Annotated in this window: 13 protein-coding genes; 5 read left to right on the top strand and 8 right to left on the bottom strand. The window is 49.4% G+C overall.

From position 1 onward, the window contains the following. The first annotated feature begins 5 nt into the window (after positions 1 to 5). Positions 6 to 1,289 carry a tyrosine--tRNA ligase gene (gene tyrS, locus KW844_RS27570; RefSeq protein ID WP_218379995.1) on the top strand — a complete coding sequence of 428 codons (1,284 nt, stop codon included), beginning with the start codon at positions 6 to 8 and terminating at the stop codon, positions 1,287 to 1,289. Positions 1,290 to 1,358: 69 nt separating this feature from the next. Here tyrS and KW844_RS27565 read toward each other — a convergent pair whose 3' ends face one another. Continuing rightward, a complete protein-coding gene (locus KW844_RS27565; RefSeq protein ID WP_218379994.1) occupies positions 1,359 to 2,636 on the bottom strand; it encodes an amidohydrolase family protein in 1,278 nt (425 codons plus the stop codon). A 24-nt stretch (positions 2,637 to 2,660) separates the two neighbouring features. Then, positions 2,661 to 5,708, bottom strand: coding sequence for an amidohydrolase family protein (locus KW844_RS27560; protein WP_218379993.1), 3,048 nt, complete (start codon positions 5,706 to 5,708; stop codon positions 2,661 to 2,663). Between the two features lie 195 nt (positions 5,709 to 5,903). Here KW844_RS27560 and KW844_RS27555 point away from each other — a divergent pair, with 195 nt between their 5' ends. The 3 genes from KW844_RS27555 (at position 5,904) to uxuA (ending at position 9,142) form a co-directional block, all read left to right on the top strand. After that, the gene (locus tag KW844_RS27555) at positions 5,904 to 6,329 is read left to right on the top strand and encodes a hypothetical protein (RefSeq protein WP_218379992.1); all 426 of its coding nucleotides are present in this window, start codon (positions 5,904 to 5,906) and stop codon (positions 6,327 to 6,329) included. Positions 6,330 to 6,400: 71 nt separating this feature from the next. Beyond that, on the top strand, positions 6,401 to 7,720 hold the full coding sequence (locus KW844_RS27550) for a glycerate kinase (RefSeq protein ID WP_218379991.1): 1,320 nt from the start codon (positions 6,401 to 6,403) through the stop codon (positions 7,718 to 7,720). A gap of 246 nt (positions 7,721 to 7,966) precedes the next feature. Further along, a complete protein-coding gene (gene uxuA / locus KW844_RS27545; protein WP_218379990.1) occupies positions 7,967 to 9,142 on the top strand; it encodes a mannonate dehydratase in 1,176 nt (391 codons plus the stop codon). A 284-nt stretch (positions 9,143 to 9,426) separates the two neighbouring features. Here uxuA and KW844_RS27540 read toward each other — a convergent pair whose 3' ends face one another. After that, positions 9,427 to 10,350, bottom strand: a complete 924-nt coding sequence (locus KW844_RS27540) for a FecR family protein (RefSeq protein ID WP_218379989.1) — start codon at positions 10,348 to 10,350, stop codon at positions 9,427 to 9,429. A gap of 195 nt (positions 10,351 to 10,545) precedes the next feature. Here KW844_RS27540 and KW844_RS27535 point away from each other — a divergent pair, with 195 nt between their 5' ends. Then, on the top strand, positions 10,546 to 11,847 hold the full coding sequence (locus KW844_RS27535; protein WP_218379988.1) for a tol-pal system YbgF family protein: 1,302 nt from the start codon (positions 10,546 to 10,548) through the stop codon (positions 11,845 to 11,847). Here the strand turns inward: KW844_RS27535 and KW844_RS27530 are convergent. From KW844_RS27530 to KW844_RS27510, 5 genes are all read right to left on the bottom strand, one after another. After that, positions 11,844 to 12,077, bottom strand: coding sequence for a hypothetical protein (locus tag KW844_RS27530; RefSeq protein ID WP_218379987.1), 234 nt, complete (start codon positions 12,075 to 12,077; stop codon positions 11,844 to 11,846). The genes KW844_RS27535 and KW844_RS27530 overlap by 4 nt on opposite strands. A 149-nt stretch (positions 12,078 to 12,226) precedes the next feature. Beyond that, complete coding sequence (locus tag KW844_RS27525) at positions 12,227 to 13,354, bottom strand: alginate lyase family protein (protein WP_255578660.1); 1,128 nt, start codon at positions 13,352 to 13,354, stop codon at positions 12,227 to 12,229. A 64-nt stretch (positions 13,355 to 13,418) separates the two neighbouring features. Continuing rightward, positions 13,419 to 15,293: an alpha-L-fucosidase gene (locus tag KW844_RS27520; RefSeq protein WP_218379985.1), complete on the bottom strand. Its 1,875-nt coding sequence runs from the start codon at positions 15,291 to 15,293 to the stop codon at positions 13,419 to 13,421. Positions 15,294 to 15,305: 12 nt separating this feature from the next. Continuing rightward, on the bottom strand, positions 15,306 to 17,843 hold the full coding sequence (locus KW844_RS27515) for a glycoside hydrolase N-terminal domain-containing protein (protein ID WP_218379984.1): 2,538 nt from the start codon (positions 17,841 to 17,843) through the stop codon (positions 15,306 to 15,308). 18 nt (positions 17,844 to 17,861) lie between these two features. Further along, complete coding sequence (locus KW844_RS27510; RefSeq protein WP_255578659.1) at positions 17,862 to 20,318, bottom strand: glycoside hydrolase family 2 TIM barrel-domain containing protein; 2,457 nt, start codon at positions 20,316 to 20,318, stop codon at positions 17,862 to 17,864. Between the last annotated feature and the right edge of the window lie 46 nt (positions 20,319 to 20,364).

Genomic DNA, 20,364 nt, shown 5'->3' with positions numbered 1-20,364 from the left:
GACTCATGAATCTGATAGAAGAACTGCGCTGGCGTGGCATGCTACAGGATATGATGCCCGGCACCGAAGAGCAACTGCAAAAGGAAATGACCACCGCTTATATCGGTTTTGACCCTACTGCGGCATCTTTGCACATCGGCAGCCTGGTCCCTATCCTACTGCTGGTACACCTTCAGAAGGCAGGACATAAACCCCTGGCATTGGTGGGTGGTGCTACCGGCATGGTGGGCGATCCTTCCTTCAAAGCAGAAGAAAGAAAAATGCTGGACCTGGAAACACTGGCTAAAAACGTAGCCGGCATCAAGGCCCAACTGGAACAATTCCTCGATTTCGACCCCGCCAGGCCTAACGCTGCGGAAATGGTGAATAACTTTGACTGGTTCCAAAACATCACCTTCCTCGACTTTATCCGCGATACCGGTAAACATATCACCGTGAACTACATGATGTCCAAAGACTCCGTAAAAAAGAGACTGGAAGGCGATAATGGCATGTCGTTCACTGAATTCACCTATCAGCTCATCCAGGGCTACGATTTCTTCCACCTGTATACTGCCAAAAACTGTAAACTGCAGATGGGTGGCTCCGACCAATGGGGCAACATCGTAACCGGTACAGAGCTGGTGCGTCGTAAAGCCGGCGGTGAAGCCTTTGCATTCACCTGCCCGCTGATCAAAAAAGCAGATGGTACCAAATTCGGTAAAACAGAATCAGGAACCGTATGGCTGGATAGCAGCCGCACCTCTCCTTATTCCTTCTACCAGTTCTGGCTCAACACCACAGACGTGGATGCGGAAAGCTATATCAAAATCTTCACCTTCCTCACACAACCGGAAGTGGAAGCACTGATTGCACAACACCGCGAAGCTCCTGAAAAACGCATTTTACAGAAACGCCTCGCACAGGAAGTAACCGTATTTATCCACGGTGAAGCGGCCTACGACTTTGCAGTACAGGCTTCTGAAATGCTGTTTAGAAATGATACCGCTGAATTACTATTGTCACTTACTGAAGCACAATTGCTGGATGTAATGGCCGGCGTTCCACAGGTGGAAGTAGCCAAAGCTGAGCTGGAAGCTGGTAAGGACATTGTATCCCTCCTGGCCGACACCGGCATCTTCCCAAGCAAAGGAGAGGCCCGCAAAATGGTACAAGGTGGCGGAGTAAGCATGAATAAAATTAAAGTAGAAGGCATTGACAAGGTGGTAAACACCGAAGTGCTGCTGAGAGATAAATACATTCTTATCCAGAAAGGAAAGAAAAACTATTATCTCCTTAAAACGATATAAAAAAAGAGCGCCGATGGCGCTCTTTTTTTTGTGCATAACCTTTGGGTCTTCGCGCTCCGCGCGGCCAGGCTATTTCAACCCATATTTCTTTTTATACCTTTCATACAGCTGCTTCTGCTTATTATCCAGATTCACCTCACGGCCCTGGATAAACGCCTGGGTAATCACACTGGATTTCATATCCAGCATATCCCCGGCACTCACTGCAATATTCGCATCCTTGCCGGTTTCCAGCGTACCTGTTTGCTGATCAATACCAAGGATTTTTGCTGCATTCCAGGTTACAGCAGTCAACGCCTCCTCTTTGGTAAGACCATAAGTAGCCGCCGTACCTGCTTCAAATCCGAGGTTGCGCTGCTGCCAGAAGCCTTCGTTGCTCAGGCAAAACAACACACCGGCTTTTTGCAACTGCGCCGCTGTTTTATACGGCTGGTCCACATCATCATCCTGCATGAGCGGTAAACTATGTGGCTGCGTCAGGATTACTGCTATATTGTTCGCTTTCAGCAGATCGGTGATCCGCCAGGAATCCGCACCACCTACTATCACCACGTCCACATTAAACTCCTTTGCGAAGTCAATCGCCAGCAACATTTCCTTTTCCAGCTCCGCATGAATAAACAGTTTCTGCTCTTTGCTGAACAGGCGACGCATGGCCTCATATTTCAGGTTAGTAGCAGTATGTTTTGGCTCCGCCAGGTAAGCTTTTGCCTCTCTGAAAAAGCTACGTACACTCTCCACCTGCGCCAGTGAATTTTTAAATGGATCATTGCTGGCACTGCCCACCGACACCAGTCGTGGTAAAAATAAATGCAGGGCATTATCCGCTTTATAAGCCGCATCTTCCCAGTTCCAGGCATCCAGTTGTACTACGGATGAAGTACCGCTGATAATACCGCCGGTAGGCGTAACACTCGCCAGCAGGATACCATTGGAACGCAGGGTATTGATCACTTTTGAATCTGTGTTATAAGCTATCAACGACCGCACAGAAGGATTGATTTCTCCCACCTCCCGCTCATCTTTTGTAGCACGCACACTTTCGAATTCCACCAGGCCCAGGTTGGATTCCGGCGCAATCACGCCAGGATACACGTGCTGTCCTTTCAGGTCATACACGGTAGCATTGGCAGCCGCACTCACATTACTGCCTACTGCAATGATCTTTCCTTTATCGAATGCGATGGTGCCGTTAGAGATCACCTGCCCGTTGCCCACATGGATGGTGGCATTAGTCAGGTACACCGGCTTTTGCTGTGCCGGCGCGGGATACACGGTTTCCTGTGCCTGTGCTTTATGCAGGAACATGGCCAGGGCCGCAGTATAAATGATATATTGTCTTTTCATTTTTTCCTTGATTAATGTTAATGGCTACTGGATTACTTCATGCTGATGGCCACCTTGCAGGTCCTCACAATGGTAGATCTCTTCCGGACGGTAAGATGCTTTTTCCACCGGCGTACCTTTTTTCTTCTCATTCAGCAGTTTGGCAGTAAGTCGGCTACGCTCTGCTGCAATGCGCTGGCGCAGCTGCAGATCATATTCCCGGTCAAACTCCACGATACCATCCACAATAGTTTTTTCAGCTTTCGCATAGATGCTCAGCGGCTCATTGCTCCACAGCACCAGGTCTGCATCCTTGCCTACTTTGATGCTGCCCATGCGGGAATCCACATGCAGGAGTCGCGCAGGGTTAAGCGTCACCATTTTCAGTGCGTCTTCCTCTGAAACGCCGGCATATTTAATGCTCTTGGCTGCTTCCTGGTTCAGGCGGCGCGCCATTTCCGCATCATCGGAGTTGATAGCAGTCACCACCCCTACTTCATGCATAATACCTGCATTCTGTGGAATGGCATCCTGTACTTCCATCTTATACGCCCACCAGTCCGCAAAGGTGCCAGCACCGGCGCCATGCGCTTTCATCTTATCCGCTACCTTATAACCTTCCAGTATATGCGTAAAGGTGTTTACATGGAAGTGGAAAGTATCTGCCACATGCATCAGCATATTTATTTCGCTCTGCACGTAGGAGTGGCAGGTGATAAAGCGTTTGCTGTTCAGGATTTCCACGAGTGCGTCCAGCTCCAGGTCCCGGCGCTTGCCGGCACCTTGTTTTTCGTAGTCACGGGCACGGGTAAACGCATCCATATATACCTGCTCCACCCCCATACGGGTTTGTGGAAAACGAACGGTGTTTCTGTCGCCCCAGTTGGACTGCTTCACGTTTTCCCCCAGTGCAAACTTGATAAAACCATCTGTGCCGGCTACTTTCAGCTCTTCGGCCGACTGTCCCCAGCGCAGTTTTATCAGCTGGCTCTGGCCACCGATCGCGTTGGCGCTGCCATGCAGCAGGTGCGAAGCGGTAACGCCGCCACTGAGCTGGCGGTAGATATTCACATCTTCCGGATTCACGACATCGGCTATACGCACTTCGGCGGTAACCGACTGCGACGACTCATTTACACCTTTGGAAATAGCGATGTGAGAGTGCTCATCGATAATACCGGCAGACAGATGTTTGCCTGTACCATCGATCACGCGGGCATTTCCGGCGGACAGGTTCTTACCTATCTGCGCAATTTTTCCGCCTTTTACCAGCACGTCTGTGTTTTCCAGCTTACCATCTTTTTCGTTGGTCCATACGGTAGCATTGCGGATCAGCAGGTCCTGCTGCTGCGGCAGTTTATCCCAGCCATAGCCATTGAATGGAAACAGCAGCTGCCCAATTTCGGCGGCTGCTATCTTTTTGGTGCTGTCTGATTTCTGCTGGAATGGCCTGGTGAGCATGGCTGTCCAGCGGAGACTGTTACCGGCAGAATCGGCGGCAGTGCCCATCCATTTATCCTGACCGATGATGCCACTGAGGCGCAGGCCATTATTGCTGCCTTTGCTGAGTGGCAGCACCATGTTAATCAGGTTATCGGAGATATCGATTTTACCGCTGAGTGTATCCTTTTGCAGCAGGGATACCTGTGGCTTGTCGGCAGCACCTTTTACCTCAATCGTATAGGCCTGTCCGTTACTGAGGTTAATACTATAGGTACCTCTTACATCGTTCCAGCCTTCACTTTTCAGTTGATACTTATTCCCTTGCACCCAGTTTTGTAGTAAGATGGTATTTTCTTTAAATACCGGCCCTGAGGCAATGAGAAAGTTCGCCAGCTTACCGGGTTCCAGGCTACCTACTTTATCGTATGCTTTGATTAAAGTAGCAGGTGTTTTGGTAAGTGCTTCCAGCGCTTTTTGCTCGGAGAGGCCATATTCAATGGCTTTGCGTACGTTGGCAAGGAATTGTTTTACATCTTTCAGGTCGGCAGCGGTGAGGGCAAACGGGATATTGGCTTTTTCAAAAGCTCCCGGTTCGCTGGGTGCCATTTCCCAGTGCTTCATATCTGCCAGTGCTACAAAACGTGCGTCTGTAGGGTCTTCCAGGTCGATGGCGGCCGGAAAATTCAGTGGCAGTATATAAGCTGCTTTTGTAGCGGTAATTTCGGCGATGCGCTGGTATTCATTACCACCACCTTTGATGATAAACTGTACCCCAAATTCATCCCCGATTTTATCGGCGCGTACGGCGTCCCATTTATCATTAACGGCAAATAGTTGTGGCAGCTGGAGGTTATCATTCCAGGCTTGCAGACTGAGGTTCACACCTTCTTTGGCCGGGCGTGATTTATACCATTGGCCGTCCAGGAAAGTCTGGCGCAGGAGGGCAACAGTACCCATCAGGGAGTTAGGATAATTCTGGGTAGAAGTACCTTTATCGAAGGAGAAAGCGGAGGCAGCTTTTTCACGAATGATCACGTTGTTTTCCCGGTCGTCCGCGAGGGTAACCAGGGTGGCGGTACCTCTGGCGATGCCGTCTTGCTGGTGGGTAAGTACTGTACCGAAGCCAGCACCCCGCAGTGATGCTGCTTTGGCGGCATCAGTGTTGAAGAGGCTCACTGCGTTTACTTCACTTTTTATGGACTGGTTCCAGCCATATGCTCCTTTGGTGTTGGAGAGAAATTGTGGCGCTGCATTCCAGGAGCCGCCGCCTCTCTTAGCTTCACCGAGGCCATAGCTGCTATAGATATCCACAAAGGAAGGGTAAATATATTTTCCCTTACAATCCACTACCACTGCATCCTTGGGGATGGCAGCGCCAGGGCCGAGGTCTACGATCTTTCCATCCCTGATAACCAGGGTGGCATCCGTAACAGTTGTTTGCGGATCTTTTACGATGGTGGCATGGGTGAAGGCGTAGCAACCTTCTTTAGGTTCGGAGATACCGTTGGTGGGGAAGGTGACCTGCGCACCGGCCTGGGTGCCGGCCAGCAGCAGTGCCGCCAGCAGCAGCTGACTGCGATGCCGCTTCAGGGCATAGGTTAATCCACGGGAGGGTAATACCAGCCCGGGTTTCTCAAAAGCTTTTTTCATGAAAACTATATTTATACGATTTAGACTTGGGCCCTAATTTAACAAATCATCCCAGCGGATACCAGTAATAAATCGATTTTTTTATAAATGGTACTAATGGGTTACCTAAGATCCTGATAAACATTTTGGATTAACACGAAAAAGGGATAATTTAAATTACGAATAGCCGTTATGTTTGTTTCAATGCTATAGACTATGAAGAGATTTACCGCATATGCCATATTATTGCTGAGTAGCCTGGCTATCAGCTATACAACTGCTGTAGCACAACAGAAAGACAGCGCCGCCATTCGTGGCCGATGGGACTCCGAAGGGGTAGCTGATAAGCTGACAGATAAAATCAGCAGGGAACTGAAACTCTCCAAAGCACAAACCAAAGAGATCTACGCGATCAACCTGGACATTGCTAAAAAAAGTGAAAAAGTTAAATTCACAAAAGGAGATAATTCCAAAGCGATGTCAGAAATGAACAAACTGAATAACGAACGGAACCAACGCTTCAAAACAGTGCTCACGGCCGCCCAGTATAAAAAATGGACGGACTGGTCGCTCAACAAGCAGGAACACCTGGAGGCAAAAATTGAGAAGAAACGACAGAAGCAGGAAGGACAACCTCAATAAACAGCATTTACATCTCCCTAAAAAATATTGTAACAGCCACTACTACCTTTGTGTGGCTGTTTTTATTTACCATGAACCCATTCGACGATATACAAAAGATTTTTAGCGCCGCCGTGGCTGCGGTGCATCCGCAGACGCTGATCCGTCAAACGGTGTCGGCTGATAACCACAGTATCACCTTTAACGACGATACCTATCCTATTGCGCCACACGCGCGGGTAGTAGTCATAGGCGCCGGCAAAGCGGCGGCAGCGATGGGAGCTGCTTTGGAAAATATTTTGCTGCCACACCTACCCATCAGCGGCGTGGTGGTCACCAAGTACGATCATGCGTTGCCGTTACAGCAGCTGGAACTGCTGGAAGCAGCGCACCCCGTGCCGGACGAAAACAGTGTGCTGGCTACCCAAAAAATACTGGCAGCGGTGAGCGGGCTGCAGTCGGGCGACCTGGTCATTCTGTTGTTGTCCGGTGGCGCTTCTGCCCTGCTGGCCGATGTGCCGGAGGGTTGTACTTTACCGGACGTACAACAACTTTTTCAATTACTGCTGCATTCCGGCGCCAACATTGAAGAGATGAATACCGTGCGAAAACACCTGTCCGCCGTAAAAGGCGGGCAACTGGCCAAACGCATATATCCGGCTACGTTATGTACGCTGATCATCAGTGACGTTCCCGGTGATAAGCTGGAGGTAATCGGCTCAGGCCCCGGAGTGCCCGACCCTACTACCTTTGCGCAAACGATGGCGATCCTGGAACGTTATCAGCTGACTACAAAAATTCCGGCTGCTATCCTACGATATTTCCGCAAGGGCCTTGCCGGTGAGGTGCCGGAAACACCCAAGCCCGGTGATCCGATTTTCAACAATGTGCATAATTACCTCAACGGGAGTAACCGGGTAGCGCTGACCGCTGCCGCCAAACAGGCTATGGCATTGGGTTATGAGGTTGTATTATCGGGAGATGTTATTGCCGGCGAAGCAAAAATTGCGGGAAAAGAATTAGCCAATACTGCATTGGAATATGATAAGAAAGTGCCAGCCTGCCTGTTGCAGGGTGGTGAAACCACTGTTACGATTAAAGGTAACGGCAAAGGCGGACGCAATCAGGAGCTGATGCTCTCAACAGTAAAAACCTTACAGGAAAAGGGTTACAGCGGAAATAATCTGACCTTTCTCAGCGCCGGCACGGATGGTACCGATGGGCCGACGAATGCAGCCGGTGCCATCGCTGATGCCTACACGTTACAGCAAGCCAGCCTGCTAAAACTGGGTACCACTGCTTTTCTGGATAACAATGATGCCTGGAATTTTTTTAACCAGGTAGACCGGTTGTTTATTACAGGTGCTACGCAAACGAATGTGATGGATATTCAGATTGTACTGATAACCTAGTATTTTTTGAACGACGCCTTCGGTGTCGTTACGCGGAGTTCCGCGCTGCGCGCGGGTTGCCTCCGGCATTAATGCAGGCAATGCCTTCCCCCGGGTCCCCGAAGGCTCATCACTACTATTACAGGAAGTAAGCACAAAAAACAGTACCCAAATTATTTCTTCAACATAAACTTTGTATATGTGCAGATTGATTTTATTTTTGGGGTTTGGATCACTTACTTTTGGAATTATAAATTTAATAGCAATATGCTGAGAATGGAACAGACATGGCGTTGGTTCGGGCCTAATGATCCGGTTAGTCTGTCTGATATCAAACAGGCAGGTGCCACTGGCATCGTTACAGCGCTGCACCATGTGCCTAACGGAGTGGTTTGGTCGAAAGAAGAAATTATGCAGCGCAAAGCGCTGATAGAAGCTGCCGGCCTCACCTGGTCAGTAGTGGAAAGCATTCCCGTTCATGAAGACATCAAAACACAAAAAGGTCGTTTCCGGGAATATATCGCCAATTACCAGCAGTCGATCCGTAACCTGGCGGCATGCGGCGTAAAAGTTGTTACCTACAATTTTATGCCGGTACTGGACTGGACACGTACTGACCTGGCTTACACCGTGGAAGATGGTTCCAAAGCGCTGCGCTTTGAAAAGGCCGCCTACATGGCATTTGACCTGTTCATTCTCGCACGTCCAAATGCTGAAAAAGATTATTCTGAAGAAGATATTTCCCGTGCTAAAGAACATTTCGATAGCATGACGCCAGAAGCCAAAACACTGCTGCAAAAAAATATCATTGCAGGATTGCCCGGTTCTGAAGAATCTTTCACCCTCGCACAATTCCAGGCTGCACTCGATACCTACAAAGGCATTGATGCAACTCAACTGAAATTGCATCTCTTCTACTTCCTGCAACAAATTGCACCGGTAGCAGAGGAAGTAGGTGTGAAACTCGCCATCCACCCGGATGATCCTCCGTTCCCAATCTTTGGTTTACCACGCGTGGTAAGCACCGAACAAGATGCAAAAGAACTGCTGGTTGCAGCTCCTTATAAATCCAATGGCCTCTGCTTCTGCACCGGTTCTTATGGCGTACGCGCTGATAACGACCTGCCAGGCATCGTAGAGCGCCTCGGTGATCATATCCACTTCATTCACCTCCGCAGCACGCAACGTGATGTACTGGGCAACTTCCATGAAGCCAACCATCTCGAAGGCGATGTAGATATGTTCCATGTGATCAAAAATATCCTGCTCACCATGAAACGCCGCAATGTAGTAATTCCTATGCGCCCGGATCATGGCCACCAGATGTTGGATGACCTGCACAAGAAAACCAATCCAGGTTACAGTGCCATTGGCCGCCTGCGCGGACTGGCAGAACTGCGCGGACTGGAAATGGGTATCGCCGGTGCATTGAGCGCTGATTGACTTAAATCCACCAATATCAGAACCGTGCAAGGATTCAAGGTAGGGATCAGCAATACTACCGCCGGTTTGAGATATTACGCCAAAGCAGAAACAGTGACTGAATAATACGGCGACCGCTAATCGCAGGTACAGCAAGTGCTGCTTTAATATATTATTCCAAAGAGAAAGCCTCCTGTGTTGCACAGGAGGCTTTCTCTTTGCAGCTGATGCGGACTAAATGCGTCCTGCAATGAATTATTTTTTCATGTTTATGTTGATGGCAACATGTGCCGGTATGCGGCTGCTTACTTCAGTGTAAGGTAATATCTCCCCTCTTTATCTTTTGAAAGATAGACGCCAATTTTTTTACTCACAACTTCCAGTACTTTCTCAGGACCTTCGGATTCAAAATTGGCTGTTACCTTTTTTTTCAGGATGGTATGGGCAGATGGGGGTACATCTACCTGGATATCGTAATAGTTACGGATCACCTGTAATACTTCCTTAAGCGGGACATTTACAAACCGCAGCCGGCCTGTTTTCCAGGCCAGGGCGCCGTCGCTCATCATGATCTCCTGTTCCAGACCCTTCTTGCTATAAATGCCTTGTAATCCCGGGGTAAGCAGCAGCTCATCTTCGCCGGCGCCTTTCATTTTCAGTTTACCATCGGTTACATACACAGCTATTTTATGCTGATCCATGCGCACATTAAATGCAGCGGCCTCCAGTTTAAGATGCACGGCATCCCCCACGATCAGTTCAAAAGGCTGGTCATTTTTTACCCGGATAGCAAAAAAGGCCTCTCCCTTTTGCATGTATACCTGACGTAGCTCCTTATCAAAACTTTTGGGATAAGCAATGCTGGCACTGCTGTTCAAAATGGCTTTGCTTCCATCTGCCAGCAGAAATGAATCTATATAACCGGTTTGATTGGTGTTCACGATCAGGCTCGAGCGACTCCAGAAGTGGAGGTAACAGGCCACCATTAGCAGCAGTATCACTACCACTGCGCACCATTTACATATCGGGATTATTTTCTTTGTTGGCCTGGTGGTCACAGTTCTTTGCATATCATCCTGTAACCAATCCTGCAACAACTTTTCAACATAAGCGGCCTGCTCTGGTCCCTGATTCTTTAAAGCGGCTATCTGATCCTGTAAATGCGGATCGTGAGGTGCATTAATAAATCGAACTATCAGATCAGTAGCGTCAGTATTCGGCTGGTACATAATTAGGTTCCCTCCTGTACAAGACCTGAGGTGTATTCTCTGAAGTCTCTGTCCTATTAGGCATTGAATACATAGATTGCAATGCGGCAGCTAATATAGGAAAAATCTACATGTGAGGCGCAGAATAAAATAATTAGGTCAGCTCTGTAAGGTTTAATAAATTAGTAATCAGAGAACAGGTAAAATCCCCAATGTATGACACCTGAATCATTAACGAGCAACGAACAGGACTATATTAACGGATTACTTCATCACGAGGCAGATGTTATTGATTCTATCTATCAACGCTTTGCGATAAAAGCGCAACGTTTTATCCAGCAAAAAGGAGGAACCGTACGCGATGCAGCACACATTTTTGAGGAGGTGCTGCTGGATATTTATTTCTTTGTTCGCCGCCATCCGCTGAAAGTAGCCTCTTTTGAAGCCTTTCTTATCCTGCTGTGTAAACGTGTATGGGAAAAGGAAGTGGAGCGCAGAGGCGGACGTATTCCGGGCCTGGAGGCCGACGAAACTGCTGCCCTGAGCCGGGAAGATATGCAGGACCTGGAATATGTACTGAAAGAAGGGGAAAAGAGAAGAGTGGCCTATCATCAATATCTCCAGCTGGGAGATGATTGTAAAGAGCTGATCCGCTGGGCACTTACCGATTGCCTGCAAGAAGATATTGCAGCGGAAACCAAAATACCTGTAAAAGATTTACCGACACGGCGCGCCTCCTGCTTCAAAAACCTGTTACTGCGCATCGATGGAGAGCTCAAACCGGTGGACAGCATGCTGGAATCAGAAATCCAAACGGCAGATGCCTACCTCTGCGGCATCATGTCAGAAGCCGCCCGCAACGCCTACACCGAAAAACTAAAAACAAATACGCCCCTGGCCAACCAGGTAAAACGGTTCGACCTGATCCGCCAACTCCTGGCCCAGCGAATTTGTACAGATACAGAAAGAGACGAACTGCAACACCAGCTATATGCCCACCGTAACACCTGGTTTGCCGTAAAAGACAGCTCCATAGCGCCTATACGAAATTACGTGATAGGCACCGCCATCATAGCTATTACCCTGGCCACCCTGTTGTACATCAGCCCATGGCGCAAAAATATCTACAGCCAGTTTTCCTCCACCGAAATGCATGCGATGGAAAACGATACGCTGGGCCTTTCCGAAGAAGTAAAAAGGGAATTTAACAGAGGCCACTTCAGTGATGCCCTCCGCCTGCTGAACCAGGAACTGGCAGCCAATCCGGATAATATATACGCCCGCTACTACCGCGGCGTAAGCCTGGTGGACCTGAACCAGCTCGCTGCGGCACGCCAGGACCTGCTCACCGTCTACAACGGTGATAACAAAATCCGCTACGAAGCAGCTTTCTACCTTGCCTTGAGTTACCTCAAGGAAGGACATAAACAGGAATGCCTCGAATGGCTCTTAAAAATTCCGGAAGGCGCACCCAATTACCTGAAAGTGCAGAAACTGATTGAAGAACTAAAAGCTTAGTGTGCGTAGGTGCTTTGTGCGTGAATAATATTTTCCACTTCACCTTTGATCAGTTCGTATACCGGCGCTTTATCGCCCTTTAATTTTACTAATTGTTGTAATACAAGGTAGTAAATCGTGCCATCGCTACAGCCGTTTAACTGTGCCTGGATAATTTCTTTTTTTACCTCCTGACAGCTGTTGGCATCCAGCTTTTGATAAATGACATAGAGGTCGTTCATCCAACTCATACTCTAAAGTTTTTACATAGACTCTAAAGTTACCGATTTACATTGTGAAAAATAACAATATCTGGAGATTTAACTTTTTGGAAATGATGGGCCTGCCAATGGATCATTTTTTTGATTTTCGTAAATAAAAGTCCGGTTTTTTAACTTTTTTAAAGCCATATCAAAGGATTCCTAACCGGCATATTCCTCAGTACCTCTTCCACCTGCGGATCGTGATCCAGTCGCAGCCAGGTTTTGTAATAATCGTTATTGTTATACGCAGCAGCGCCGAAAATCAGAAACGGTTGTGCCACGGGCCAGTTATCCCAATACATCACATCGTGAGCAAACGGCCATGAACTTTTATCTTTTACGTAAGGGTACATCCAGGAAATACCTTTGCTGATAGTTTTCACTTTGTCCGCAGTAAATTTCCAGAGGTTATCTTTTGGGGTGCTCAATATCTGACAAAGAGTAGTCATGGCATCCAGGTTAAAGAGCGAGTAGCCGTATGGTTTAGTACGTTTCAGTTCCAGCGGGAAGCTGCCGTCGTTGGCCATCTGTGAAGGCAGCAATACATTCTTATAACGGTCGATGCAAAAACGGGTGAGCGTATCATTACCGGTAAACACCGCAAACTCGGCCACCTGCATTACCCAGCAGGTACCATGGTTGTTGGCCGCATTCATTTCATCTTTTCCATACTGGTGGGTGGTAAGCCATTGCAGGTATTCACTAAACCAGGATTTGATGGCCACCAGGTCCGCTGCGGGCACCATTCCGGCTTTTTCCATGATGCGCAGTGCCTGCACTACTTCCAGCAGCTGGATGGTATCAATGATACCAATACCACGGCCGGTAGCACGACCTTTAATCGCCTGTGCAAACCGAAGGTTAGGATTCATGCGGGTATCTGCATTCACAAACCAGGCCCTGGCATGTACCAATGCCTGCTCCAGGTAGGTTTTATCCTGACTGGCCATGTAACCTGCTGCCAGCGCGCCCATGATGCGGCTAAAACGAATCATCGCCTGGCGATGTGCTACAAAATTTTCCGGATTACTTTGTCCATCCCGCTGAATGTAAGGACTATCCACGCTCACCGGGTTCGGCCACCAATAATCTCCTTCGGAATAAAAATCATGCGCCCCACCGGCACTACGGGCACAGCTATACGCTGTAATTGTTTCCGGCTGGAGTTGTTTGGCCCAGGCAGCCCTTTCCAGGATGGCAGGCTGCATGTCTTTTATCACCTGATCCCGCCAGCGCTTTTGAGCGCCGGCGGTCAGAGTCATCATTATTATCAGGATAGAAAAAAGTAATATGCGGTTTGTCATGGTGTAGCTCTTTTAAAAGTCAGCACTATTTATTGAAGGCCTCCAGCTGTAGTTCAAAGACTTTCATGATTTCTTCCTTGTTGGCGGCAGTCGGCGTTAATACAATTTCATTTTCACCTGCTGCCAATTTAAGCACGCCGGGCTTCACGGTCAGGATTTCTTTTTTTGAAGTCGTACTGCCTTTCAGGGACTGTGAACCGGTTGTAACCTCGAAAGCGGCGTCAGGTAAGGTGCTGCGGTACTTCAACGTTACACTATAGCTACCGGCTTTGGTTACACGTACTTTCCAGGTAAGCTTATCAGCAGGATTGGCGATGTCACCTACAAAATAGTTGGCGATTTTTCCATCTCCTTTGGTGAGACCTTTGCGGTACTGTGCATCGTAAGCCAGCAAGCGGTTGGTAACACCGGAACCATCCAGCAGCCGGGAAACTGTAGCGGCTGTTGGTTTTACCTGCTCCATTTCCACTACTACCACACTGTTAATACTATCCGGTGCTGTTGCCGGCAGGGAGATGTTCACATCAGTACCGTTATTAACCACCGTAGTTTTCAGGACTGTAGCAGTGTTCATGAGCCAGGCTTTTTTCACCTTTCCCTGTAATCCGCCAACAGTCAGTGTTTTATTGGCGGGCCATGAAAATACATGCAGGAATAGCTGGTTATTTTTTGCGGTAATCTCGCCCCACGGCTGAATGGGTAATGGTGATGCTGTTGTGCCGTATATGCTGTTTCCGTATCGTTGCATCCAGGCTCCAATGCCGTGTAAAATGATGGTATCTCTGGGATCTATTACACCATTGCCTTCCGGCCCTATATTCATCAGCAGGTTCCCTCCACGGTCCGCCGCTTTTGCCAGCAGGCGTATGAAAAAGGAAACTGGTTTATGACTTTCATCGTAACGGGAATAGCCGTACGATTCATTGGTGGTTGGTATTGCTTCCCAGTCGTCGTTTACCGGGTAAAACTCCGCAGGGCGGTCGGAGGTATTGATATAGTCACCGAAGGAATATTCGTTGCTGCGTGCCAGTCGCCCATTGACCACCACGTTGTTATCCACAGCGCGGATGGCTTCGAGGATGCGGATATTTTCGCTCAGTGGCAGCTTATGCGGCGTATCAAACCAGAGGATATCCGGATGGTACTTTGCGATCAGTTCTTTTATCTGCGGAATTGATTTCTCGTTGACGTATTTCACGGCTTTGGGCAGCAGTTCCGGGTGTACATCATACCAGGTGCGGCCACCGTGCAGGTCTTTATCGCCGCCCGGATTATCATAATCCCAGTCGTTACCTGGCGCGTCCGGATGTTCCCAGTCAAAGGCGTGGGAATAATAGAATCCGAACTTCAGTCCGTTTTTATGGCAGGCTGCTGCCAGCTCGGCCATCGGATCTCTTTTGAAAGCCGAGTTTTTGATACTATAATCTCCGATGGCGGTAGGGTACATGGCCACACCGTCGTGATGTTTGGCGGTGATGATCACGTAGCGCATGCCGGCGGCTTTGATTTGTTTCACCCAGGCCTCAGCGTCAAAATCCACCGGGTTAAAAGTGCGTATGAGCAGGGAGTCGTATGCTCCTCTGGAAATTTTTTCTTTACGCATCAGGTGTTCGGCATAGCCGCCTACCTGCTTCCCTTTCCAGAGGCCACCGGGCACGGAGTACACGCCCCAGTGGATGAAGCAGCCGAAGCGTGCTTCTCTCCACCAGGCAATGCGTTGGTCATGATTTTTCATGCTGGCCGTCCACCAGCCGTTGACAGCGGTGTTAATAGCTGCCCTATCGCGTTCCGCGGCCTTTTGGCTTAACACACCATCATCATCTCCCTTAAACTGGGAAAAAGCAGGGATGGCTATAACGCTCATGCCTATACTAAGTGCTAAGTTTTTCAGAACGTGCATAGTGGGTATTGCTTAGCGGTTGATGGTATAAGACTTGCCGGCGGTGGTAGGCAGGTCATATTCAAATGCTGGTTTCAGGTCCAGATCCGGCAGTTTAGACGCATCTTTTACCTCGGTATTCCCTTTCATGGCCAGCACATAGTATTTGTTATTATTTGCGCCGGTAGCGGTTTTAGCACCGGCTATTTTTACCGGTTGTTTCACACGGATACGGCAGTTCCCGCCCAGTGCTGATTTCACTACCGCTTTGGTCAGTTCGCCATCTTTCCACTCCATATCTACCTCAAATCCTCCTCTTGCTTTCAGGCCTTTAACAGAACCGGTTGGCCAGGCAGATGGTAATGCCGGTAGCAGGTACAGTGTACCGTCGTGGCTTTGGAGCAGCATTTCAGTGATGCCGGAAGTGATACCAAAGTTTCCATCGATCTGGAAAGGAGGATGCGCATCAAAAAGGTTTGGATAGGAACCGCTGCTGTTACCGTTAACAGTTACCGCCTGGGAGGTGGCCAGGAATAACTGCTGATTCAGCATGGTATAGGCATGGTCACCATCTTCGAGGCGTGCCCAGAAATTTATTTTCCATGATTTGGACCATCCGGTACCGTCGTTTCCACGAAGGATCAAACTACGTTTAACCGCTTCCGATAGTACGGTATCTCTGCGCGGGGAAATGAAGTTCCCCGGAAACAGGCCGTAGGCATGCGATACGTGGCGATGATGATCTTTCGGATCATCCCAGTCTTTATACCATTCCTGCAGCTGACCATATTGGCCTACATGGAACGGATACATTTCACTCAGCACTTTCTGCAGGCGTTCTTCAAACTCAGGATATTTTCCGAGTGCCCTGGAAGCGTTGATGGTATTGTTAAACAGGTCGCGGATAATAGAAAGATCCATGGTGGTAGCGATGCTGACAGAACCAGTTTGCTTACCATCTACCCAAAAATTATTCTCAGGTGTGGTGGATGGACTGGTTACCCAGTAACCGTTTGCATCGCGGGTGAGGAACGACAGCATAAACTCGCAGGAGCCTTGCAGCAGCGGGTATACTTCCGCAAGGAATTTTTTATCGCCGGTATACTGATAATGTTCCCAGAGGTGGCGGGTAAGCCAGGCGCCGCCCATAGGCCAGTGTGCCCATTTAGGGTTACCGCTTGGATCTTTAAAGTCGATACCGCCCGCAGGATAAGTCATGCCCCACAAATCAGAGTTGTGATGCGCTACCCAGCCATTGGCGCCATAGTTGACACGGGCAGTAGTTCGACCGTTTTTAGCCAGCAAAGAGATGAAATTGAACAGTGGCTCCGTACATTCGGACAGGTTAGCCGATTCTGACGGCCAGTAGTTCATTTCGGTATTAATATTGATCGTATAGTTAGAACCCCATGGTGGCTGCATTTCCTTATTCCAAAGGCCTTGCAGGTTCATAGCGGTACCGCCTTTGCGGGAACCGGAAATCATCAGGTACCGGCCGTACTGGTATAACAGCGCGGTGAGTTGCGGATCACGGTTACCACCGGCGGTGGTATAGTCTTTCAGTCGATTGTCAGTAGGCAGGTGTGCGTTGCCATCGTCACCAAGGTCGAGCTTCACGCGATTAAACAGGGAGGTATAATCTTTTTCGTGTATGGCTAACAGTTGGTCAAAGTTTTGTGCTGCTGCTTTTGTGAGCGCTTCTTTAGCCCGCAGGAAAGGGTTACCATCGTTACCTTCCCGTGTATAGCTGGTGCCGATGGAAAGCAGCAGGGTCACGTCAGTAGCGTTTTTCACCTGGATACCGCTGGTATCTTCCCTGATCACCCCGTCTTTGGAACGTGCCTGTAACTGTACGGAATAACGTACCGGCTCGCTGCCATCTTCACCTTTGCCGTATACAATCTGATCTTTTTCGTAGGCGCGCGCTGCCACGTAGGATGGGCAGGTACCCTCCATTGCGATGTAGTGCTTTGCCCTGTCAACCACACTATTTTTATGCGGCATCTGGTTGGCGAAGCGGGTCTTAAAGCTAATGGCTCCTGGTTTGCTGGCGGTATAGCGTACTACCATCAGCTGTGCAGGATAACTGATAAATGCTTTCCTCGTATAGGCAATACCGTTAAGAGTAAACTTCACGGTGCTGACGCCGGTGTTCAGGTCCAGTTCGCGGTGATAATCCTGCACGTCAGCGGGGATATCACTTTCGAGGAAGAGGCTTCCCAGCGTGAGATAACGGGCACTGTATTTACCCATCATTTCACGGGAGAGCTTATCGGCCTCCATATATTTTCCTTCATTGAGCAGCTGGCGCAGCTGTGGCAGGAGTTCTTTCGTTTTGGGATTGTTCCCGTCGCGGGGAGTACCGGACCAGATGGTGCCTTCATTGAGCTGCAGTTCTTCTGTTTTGGTGCCGCCAAAAACCATGGCGCCTATACGGCCGTTGCCGAGTGGCAGGGCTTCTACCCATTGGGTAGCTGGTTGCTTATACCATAGCTTCAGTAAAGAATCTGGCGTGGCAGCCTGTGCAGCGCCCGCAGCGATACACAGGCCGATGGTTACAAAGTATTTCATATCGGAAGTAGATTAGTATTATAGTTCGGTAAGACCTGTGGCGAGACCGCTGGCAGCGGCAGCCACTACACTCTTACCGGTGTTGTTCACTACGCGGATGGAAGCCTGGCCGTTGGCGAGCTGCACTTTGCGGGAGCCGCCTGCAGTACCCATATCATCGATCAGGGTAGCGTTTCCGGCTACTGACCAGGTGATCAGGTTGGCAGCATCGAGGCAAAGGACTCCATTGGCATCCAGGGCTTTTACTTTTACTAAAGTGGTGGTACCCTGATTTTCTTTTTCTACCACGAGTTTCACCGGCTTACCCCATTTGGCGGTCTGGTATGTCCAGGTGGTTTCGTCTGTCACTGTGGTTTTACCCTGGCGCGCTACCACGCGGATATTATTCTGCCCTGGCTGCAGTACTACCTTCCAGTGCAGGCCTGCGGCCGGGAAGTTTTGGCTGTCGCGTTTTTTAGTGCCGGCGCTTTTACCGTTGACGAACAGTTCGGCTTCCGGACAGTTAGAGTATACCCGTACTTCTTTTTCTTCGCCTTCATTGCCCCAGCGCACTGGCCAGGAATGGCCGTATATGTGCACCATAGGCTGCGTGAGCCAGTATGACTGGAAAACGAAGTAGATTTCTTTAGGTGTGAGGTCTCTGGCAACGATACCTTTCTGGTTCACGTATGGCACCGGGTTTTCCGGACGCAGTGGTGTGGAAAAGTCTTTAAACACCCAGTAGGCGCTACCGGTGAGGGAAGGCATTGTTTCCTGTTCTTTCAGGTGCCAGTCTACCAGATTTACTGCATAGGATTCTGACCAATCGCCGTCTTTGGAGGCGCGGGCATTTCCGCCGGTGAGGGCGAAGTCGCCGGTACGTTCGTCGGTACCTTTTCCGGTAGCAATTTTTTGTATGAAGAATTCAGGATTTTCTGCATATCGGCCCTGGTGGCTGTCTGCACCCCATTCTGCATGGAAGAAGTGTTTTACTTTGGCAATTTCGTTTAGGCTTTCCTGTTTGTATTCGGTATAGCGACCGCGGTACCAGCCTGCCCAGATAGACGGGGAGTAAACATCCACAATGTCTTTACAGAAATCGCAGCGGCGGATGGTGGTGAGGCGGGTGCTATCGAGGTGGTGCGCCAGTTGATGGAGTTCCGACATAAAGGCGCGGATTTTTTCCTTATCGAAATCGGGGAAGTCGCCCGGCCAGTCGTTTTCATTACCAAGGCCCCAGAGGATTACTGCGGGGTGGTTGCGGTGCTGGCTGATCATGTTGGTGAGCATGCGGCGTGCCTGTTCTTTATAGATATCACCGCCGAGGCCACCGCGGCACCATGGAATTTCTTCCCATACGAGGATACCGAGGCTGTCGCACAGTTGCAGTACGAGTGGATGTTGCTGGTAGTGACCGAGGCGGATGAAGTTGGTCCCCATTTTTTTCATAAGGATCATTTCTTCGCGGATGGTGGCATCCTCCATGGCGGCTGCTACACCGGCGTGATCTTCGTGGCGGTGTGTACCACGCAGCAGCAGGCGTTTACCGTTGAGCAGGAAGGGACCGTGTTCCTCGAATTTAAAGTGGCGGAAGCCGGTGTTACCGGTCCATTCGGCGGTACCCTCTGCCGAAATTATTTTAGCCTGTACTTTATATAGCTGTGGCTGATCAGGTGACCAGCGTACTGGTTTTTTCAGGGAGATGCTGGTGATCTGCTGCTCAGTAGTTCCGGGGTTGAGCGCTTGTTTCACTGTTTTAACCACCTGGTTACGGGGGTCCAGAAGATTAATTTCTATGGTGGCATCTTTGGTGTTACGGGCGTTGATAAAGGAAGCGGATACCAGGAGCTGGCCTTCATTGCCGGCAGCGTCTGTGGTGGCCTGTAGGTGTACTTCCTTGAATGCTAACGCCGGCGTATATACGATTTCCAGCGGGCGGTAAACGCCGCCGTACACGTTGAAATCGGACATGGACGAAGGAATCATTTCCTGGTCGCGGGTATTATCGCAGCGGATGGCCAGTGGTATTTTCCCTTTATATCGTTTGGCCTCCGGTGATTTCAGGAAGTTTTCCACAGCGTCGGTGATGTCAATGGTCCATTCATCGTAGCCACCGGTATGGGTTCCTACTTTTTGCGTATATACATATACGTTAGTTTTTTGTCCGGCGCCGAGGAAGTGCAGGAAGGTGCGACCATTTTGGTAAGGATTTTTAACCTCCAGGTTGGTACGGTACCATCCGGCGCCCTGGTAGTAGTTGACGTCCGGGTCTACGGCATCGCGGTCGTTGAAGCAATGCGGGATGGTTACTTTTTGCCACAGGGGCACTGCTTCGGGGCTTCCTTCGGTAGCGGGGCGTACCGCTTCCCAAGGGCTGCCGAGATCACTTTTCAGGAAATCCCATTGGTTGGTAACACGTATAGATTGCTGGGCTTTGATGGCCTGGCTGGAAATAGTAAAGGCTAAGAGCCAAAGAGACAATGCTTTTCTCATCATAACGGGACAGCAGCTTTAAATGTCGAGCGATAAAATCAGGTAGGTG

The organism is Chitinophaga sp. sic0106, assembly GCF_019219075.1.
Classification (GTDB): domain Bacteria; phylum Bacteroidota; class Bacteroidia; order Chitinophagales; family Chitinophagaceae; genus Chitinophaga.
The sequence above is the reverse complement of the archived record's forward strand: the minus strand, read 5'-3'. Positions and strand labels throughout refer to the sequence as shown.